General features: G+C 46.6%; 5 protein-coding genes and 2 pseudogenes. All 7 read left to right on the top strand.

All coding sequences use genetic code 11. The features are described from left to right. Positions 1-14 precede the first annotated feature (14 nt). Entirely contained in the window at positions 15-1,886 is a 1,872-nt protein-coding gene (locus tag DXA55_RS16700; protein WP_117814655.1) for an AAA family ATPase, read from the top strand. Between the two features lie 142 nt (positions 1,887-2,028). After that, on the top strand, positions 2,029-2,187 hold the full coding sequence (locus DXA55_RS16695) for a transposon-encoded TnpW family protein (RefSeq protein WP_006428300.1): 159 nt from the start codon (positions 2,029-2,031) through the stop codon (positions 2,185-2,187). A 32-nt stretch (positions 2,188-2,219) separates the two neighbouring features. Beyond that, positions 2,220-3,074, top strand: a pseudogene (locus tag DXA55_RS16690) (VirD4-like conjugal transfer protein, CD1115 family); the annotation flags it as partial. Further along, positions 3,061-3,231, top strand: a complete 171-nt coding sequence (locus DXA55_RS17405) for a hypothetical protein (RefSeq protein WP_002569167.1) — start codon at positions 3,061-3,063, stop codon at positions 3,229-3,231. The pseudogene DXA55_RS16690 and the gene DXA55_RS17405, both read left to right, overlap by 14 nt. A gap of 411 nt (positions 3,232-3,642) precedes the next feature. Continuing rightward, on the top strand, positions 3,643-3,783 hold the full coding sequence (locus DXA55_RS16685; protein ID WP_117534909.1) for a Maff2 family mobile element protein: 141 nt from the start codon (positions 3,643-3,645) through the stop codon (positions 3,781-3,783). 139 nt (positions 3,784-3,922) lie between these two features. After that, the gene (locus DXA55_RS16680) at positions 3,923-4,297 is read left to right on the top strand and encodes a hypothetical protein (protein WP_002591345.1); all 375 of its coding nucleotides are present in this window, start codon (positions 3,923-3,925) and stop codon (positions 4,295-4,297) included. A gap of 686 nt (positions 4,298-4,983) precedes the next feature. Then, positions 4,984-5,971: pseudogene (locus DXA55_RS16675) on the top strand (helicase); the annotation flags it as partial.

Below are 5,971 nucleotides of genomic sequence, written 5' to 3'. Positions count from 1 at the left end.
GAGGAACTATCCCGATGAATTACACCCAAGCACAGATTGACCGGGCAAACGCCGTCAGTCTGGAAGATTTTCTCCGCACACAGGGAGAGACACTTATCAAAAGCGGACGGGAATACCGTTGGAAAGAACATGACAGCCTGACCGTCCGGGGAAACAAGTGGTTTCGCCACAGCCAGAGCAAGGGCGGCTATCCCATTGATTTCGTCATGGAGTTTTACGGCAAGTCCTTTCCCGAAGCTGTTCAGATGTTGACAGGCGAAAACGGCGAGGGACAGACCGAAGCCACCACAGCACCGCCCACAGCGTTTCACTTGCCCTTGCACAACAGGACAGCCGACAGAGCAATCCAATATCTCACAGAAAGCCGAGGTCTCAACAAAACGCTTGTTGAGGCTTTTCTTCTTTCCGGGGATATTTACGAGGACGCAAAGCGGCACAATGTTGTGTTTGTCGGCAGAGACCGAAGCGGTACACCGAGATACGCCCATGTGCGAGGAACGGCAGACCCATTCAGACAGGACATTGCCGGGTCTGACAAATCCTATCCGTTCCGACACGAGGGTAATGGCAATCAGCTCTTTGTCTTTGAAGCGCCGATTGACCTGTTATCGTTTATCTGCCTTTATCCGCAGGATTGGCAGACAAGAAATTATCTTGCCCTGGGCGGCGTTTCTGGCAAAGCCCTTGACCGTTTTCTTTCTGAGCGCAAGGACACCCAAAAAGTGTTCCTCTGCCTTGACAGCGACACCGCAGGAAATGAAGCCTGCACACGACTGGCACAGTCCATTCCCGGCGAGATCGCCGTCATTCGCCTTGTCCCGGCAAGGAAAGACTGGAACGATGTTCTCCGTCAGCAAGCGGATATTCCAAACCGCAAATTCATAGCCGAGACAATCACGCTGCGAGAGCTGCCCACCGCCCAGCCTGTCCCAATGCTCCGTATGGCTGATGTGGAGCTGACGAGCGTGGAATGGCTATGGTTTCCCTATATCCCATTTGGAAAGCTGACAATTATCCAGGGCAATCCCGGCGAGGGCAAGACCTACTTTGCCATGCGCCTTGCGGCGGCTTGCACCAATCGAAAGCCTTTGCCCGGTATGGAGACACTTGAGCCTTTCAATATCATCTATCAAACTGCCGAGGACGGTCTGGGCGATACCGTCAAGCCCCGACTGATAGAAGCGGACGCAGACCTTGAACGAGTGCTTGTCATTGATGACAGGGACGCACCTCTGACCCTTGCCGATGAGCGCATAGCAAGGGCAATCCGTGAGAACAACGCAAGGCTTGTTATCATTGACCCGGTACAGGCGTTTCTGGGCGCAGATGTGGACATGAACCGGGCAAATGAAGTCCGTCCCATCTTCCGCAGTCTGGGAGACATTGCACAGGCTACTGGGTGCGCTATCGTGCTGATCGGACACCTGAACAAAGCCGCAGGAACGCAAAGCACCTACCGGGGATTGGGGTCTATCGACATTACGGCGGCAGTCCGCAGTCTGCTGTTTATTGGCAAGCTGAAGGACATTCCGACAACGAGGGTGCTTATCCATGAGAAAAGCTCCCTTGCGCCGCCCGGACAGTCCCTTGCCTTTTCTCTGGGAGATGAGAAAGGTTTTGAGTGGATAGGGGCTTATGACATTACCGCTGACGAGCTTCTTGCCGGGACAGACACCGCCAAGACCGAGAGCAAGACCGCACAGGCGCAAATGCTCATTCTGGAACTGCTTGCGGACGGAAAGCGTATGCCAAGCGCAGAGTTGGAAAAGGCAGTCAATGAGCGTGGGATTTCTTCACGCACCATGAGAACGGCAAAGAGCCGTATCGGGGACAGACTTGTGACCGAGAAAGACGGCACAGCATGGGTCTGCTATCTCCGAAACTGACAACAGGAACACGGCAAGCGTGGCAAAGAGGGCAAGGTTTTTATAGATACCTTAATGTTGCCGCCTTGCCTTGTTCCCTCATACTGACACCGCCCGATGATGAACAGTCACCGGGCATTTTTCATTTACAGGAGGATTTTGAATGAACAATACCGCAACTAACACCGCCACTTGCCCGACTGTCAGAAAGCAGATCGGCAAGACAACCTATATCGTCCGTGTCCATTTCAGCCAGACCGCAAAAGAGACGATGGAGGACAAAATCAAGCGTCTGCTCCGTGAGGAAGTCCGCAAAATGTGACTTCTTTGTGAATTTGATGAAAAAGTCCTTGACTTTTCGTCTCTGGCAAGACCGCAAAAAGCATACTTATCTCATGCGGCGCGAGGTTAGCCCCATTCGACATTAAGGAGCTGCGGGAGCTTATGGAAACCGACGAAATGGAGCTTGACACCATAGGCGACAGAAAGACCGCCCTTTTCGTCATCATCAGCGACACCGACGACACTTTTAACTTTGTCGTTTCAATCCTTTACACACAGCTATTCAACTTGCTTTGTGACAAGGCAGATGATGAATACGGCGGGCGGCTTCCCGTCCATGTTAGGTGCTTACTTGATGAATTTGCGAATATCGGGCAGATACCAAAGTTTGAAAAGCTCATTGCAACGATACGGAGCCGGGAAATATCCGCGTCAATCATCTTGCAGAGCCAGTCACAGCTAAAAGCCATTTACAAAGACAACGCCGATACCATAGTCGGCAACTGCGACACCACGCTTTTCTTGGGCGGCAAGGAGAAAACCACCCTTAAAGAAATATCGGAAATTTTAGGAAAAGAAACGATAGACAGCTTTAACACGTCCGAAACAAGGGGGCGGGAGCTTTCGCATGGGCTGAACTATCAGAAATTGGGAAAGCAGCTTATGACGGAAGATGAAATTGCAGTCATGGACGGAGGGAAATGTATCTTGCAGCTACGCGGGGTGCGCCCGTTCTTTTCGGACAAATTCGACATAACGAAGCACCCGAAATACAAGTACCTGTCCGACGCAGACCCGAAGAACGCCTTTGACATGGAAAAGCACCTTAAACGCCGCCCCGCCATTGTCAAGCCCGACGAGGTTTTTGACTATTACGAGCTTGACGCGGCAGACTTACAGGAGGACGCAGACCATGAGGAAACGTAGCGCAGAGGAAAAACAAAAGCAGCTTGAACGGTTTTTAATGAATGTTGCGGAAGCCGCCGACGCTGCATTATGGGAGTATTGGCGGGAAAAGGAAGCGGAACACCGCCGTTTTGCAACGGAGTATGTCACGCGCCGGGGGCTTATCCCGCAACAGTGACAGCATGGCAGACCGCCGGGGGACAGGGGAAGCTACACTTCCCCTACGCTGCCTTGCGGCAGCTACCCCTTTGTGAACTTGCGGGAAGCGAACACCTTGCTACGCAAGCTATTCACTTCCCGCAAGTCTGAAAAAAACGTCCGGCAGCACAGCGGAACACAGAAAGGAGCGATTGAAGCAATCACATCTATCCATACCGGCTACATGATACGCGCCCCCACTTTCCGGCGCAGTACACAGCGGCAGGAGCCGCACCCCTTACAACTGAATACCGCCGCGCCGCAGAACTTACGCAGCGCGGGGACAGCCGCCTTTACCAGAGGGCGGTTTTTTTGTGCGGCGGCGACCATACGCTGACCGCCTTTTGTCCGCTTGCCGGACAGCCGCAGACGCGGCAGAAAGGATATATTTATGGCATTTTTCAATAGCGCAGTAGACGTTTTGCAGACCCTTGTTGTAGCACTTGGAGCCGGGCTTGGTATCTGGGGCGTAATCAATCTGATGGAGGGCTACGGCAATGACAATCCGGGCGCAAATGCTCATGTGCCATAAAGTAACACACTGATAAATGCAGACAGCCAACCTCTATTCCGTATAAAATGGCATATATGGCATTTCAAATATGTGGTTCAGAAGTAGAAGAAAACTGAAAACAGTATTCCACAATTTGAAAGGATAGAGGTAATTGAGCATGGAAAAAACAGTATATATCACAGAGGAAGAACGGGAAAAGTGTCGCAAAGTGATTGATGTGTTTGAGGAACTGTACGAAATAGAGGACGAAGATATTTTGTTGGTTGATGTTGGTAGGTATGGCTTTGTTAAACTGCAATGCTATACAGCGTCACATGGCTTTGAGGAGCTTGACACCTATACAGACAGTAACAGCTTATTTGAGGGGCTTTGGGAGGAATGGCTTAGTCTAAATGTATTTTTGCTTGCGAGAGAAATGCAGTTAGCTGATGTTCTTTATGATGATTTATTCAACAATCTTCCAAAGGAAAAACAGTCAGAGCTTACCGGGAGAAAAGACTACTTTGCAAAAAAGGCGGGTATCACTCTGTAAAATGAATTTTGCAGAAAGGAAACGCTCTATGTAGTGGATAAAAAAAGATTAGAATGGCTCTGTATATAATAACATACAGGGCTTTTCTTTTCCGAACCAACGACCAAAAGACAAACATTGTGGAAATGTGCATAACAGGCTATGGAATCATGGATAACTCTATTCACAGCACATGGAAAAGCTAAAGTGCAGCTTTCCCACGTCCTGCAAACAGAGTTACCCACAATTCCATGATACAGTCAGTTATACACATTACGCACAATGCCGACTACTACGGAATCCAACTCATTTTTTCACAGAACAAGATTTGCTTTTACAGAAAGAGATTATAGGTTGGAATGGAGATACGGGAGCCTGCATAGAGCACAGTGGAAAAGTTGAAGAAACTGATTGAGGAAGAATTTGTCGGGCTTGTGTTTCTGTCTGCTGAAGATATGGAGTAATAGCAAATTGGGACATAGCGGTATAACTGCTTTGTCCCAATTTGTTTATTGCTTAAATTACACGTCCGTATTAGAATTGATATGCTTGCAGAAATCAAATATCTAACATACTTCTTCCCACTATAATAATACCATACAAATTTTATAAATACAAGACTGTTTATATAAGCTGACACATGCTAAACTAGCCTAGCAATGTTTCAGTAAAACTTTCTTTCATTTTTCAAGGAGGTCATAATCATTATGGGGAATAATCAGACAGAAAAAGCGTTTGAAGAAAAAAGATTAGCACAAACAATCTCTTTAGCCGAGGAACAATTAAAGCAGGCAAAAGAAGCGGCAGACAAAAAGAAATCAGAAATTATCGAAGCCAAAAAAGATGTGCGTGAAAATACAGAACACGGCATTACATCACTGTACACATCAGACGGTTTCGAGGCACTTGTTGAATTAAGCCAATATATCAATCCTGTTACAGACAAAATTATAGATTATGAAGAAGAAGAACATAAAATACTTCTGTTAGAAAAGATGATAAAATCGCCCTATTTTGCCCGAATTGATTTTAAATTTGATGATGAGGACGAATTTGAAAAAATATACATTGGACGTTCTTCTCTACGAAAAAACAGCTATCAAGAGATGTATGTTTATGATTGGAGATCGCCGATTGCCAGTGTTTTCTATCGTTTTATGACAGGCGAAGCGTTTTATGACGCTCCATGTGGACGAGTAACAGGTGAACTCAATTTGAAACGCCAATATGAAATAAAAAACGGAATACTGGAATATTTTTTTGATTCAGATGTTCAGATTGTTGATGAATTTTTAAGGCAATTACTGTCACAAAACACTACTGCTAAAATGAAAGCTATTGTTGAAACAATTCAGCATGAACAGGACGTGGTTATTAGAGATATGGAAAATGACCTGCTAATGGTACAGGGTGTAGCGGGAAGTGGAAAAACCTCTATTGCTCTCCACCGGGCTGCTTATCTTATGTATCAAGGTTTACAAACAAAGCTGTCCGCAAATAACATTATGATTATTTCCCCAAATTCTATATTTGAGCAATATATTTCAAATGTATTGCCCGAATTGGGAGAAGATAATGTTATTTCTTCCGTGTTTGAAGATATACTTAGTGAGTTATTAAATGGCAGGAAAATTCAGTCAAGAAATGATTTTTTAGAAAACTTGATTGTCAATTCAAAATACAAGGAAATTTCAA

This window comes from Blautia sp. OF03-13, from assembly GCF_003460685.1.
GTDB classification, from domain to species: Bacteria; Bacillota; Clostridia; order Lachnospirales; family Lachnospiraceae; genus Fusicatenibacter; species Fusicatenibacter saccharivorans.
The sequence above is the reverse complement of the archived record's forward strand: the minus strand, read 5'-3'. Positions and strand labels throughout refer to the sequence as shown.

Bases quoted from the DNA above. Each gene is read 5' to 3' on its own strand.
- DXA55_RS16680 (WP_002591345.1), top strand. From the start codon at position 3,923: ATGGAAAAAACAGTATATATCACAGAGGAAGAACGGGAAAAGTGTCGC.
- DXA55_RS16685 (WP_117534909.1), top strand. From the start codon at position 3,643: ATGGCATTTTTCAATAGCGCAGTAGACGTTTTGCAGACCCTTGTTGTA.
- DXA55_RS16700 (WP_117814655.1), top strand. From the start codon at position 15: ATGAATTACACCCAAGCACAGATTGACCGGGCAAACGCCGTCAGTCTG.
- DXA55_RS17405 (WP_002569167.1), top strand. From the start codon at position 3,061: ATGAGGAAACGTAGCGCAGAGGAAAAACAAAAGCAGCTTGAACGGTTT.
- DXA55_RS16695 (WP_006428300.1), top strand. From the start codon at position 2,029: ATGAACAATACCGCAACTAACACCGCCACTTGCCCGACTGTCAGAAAG.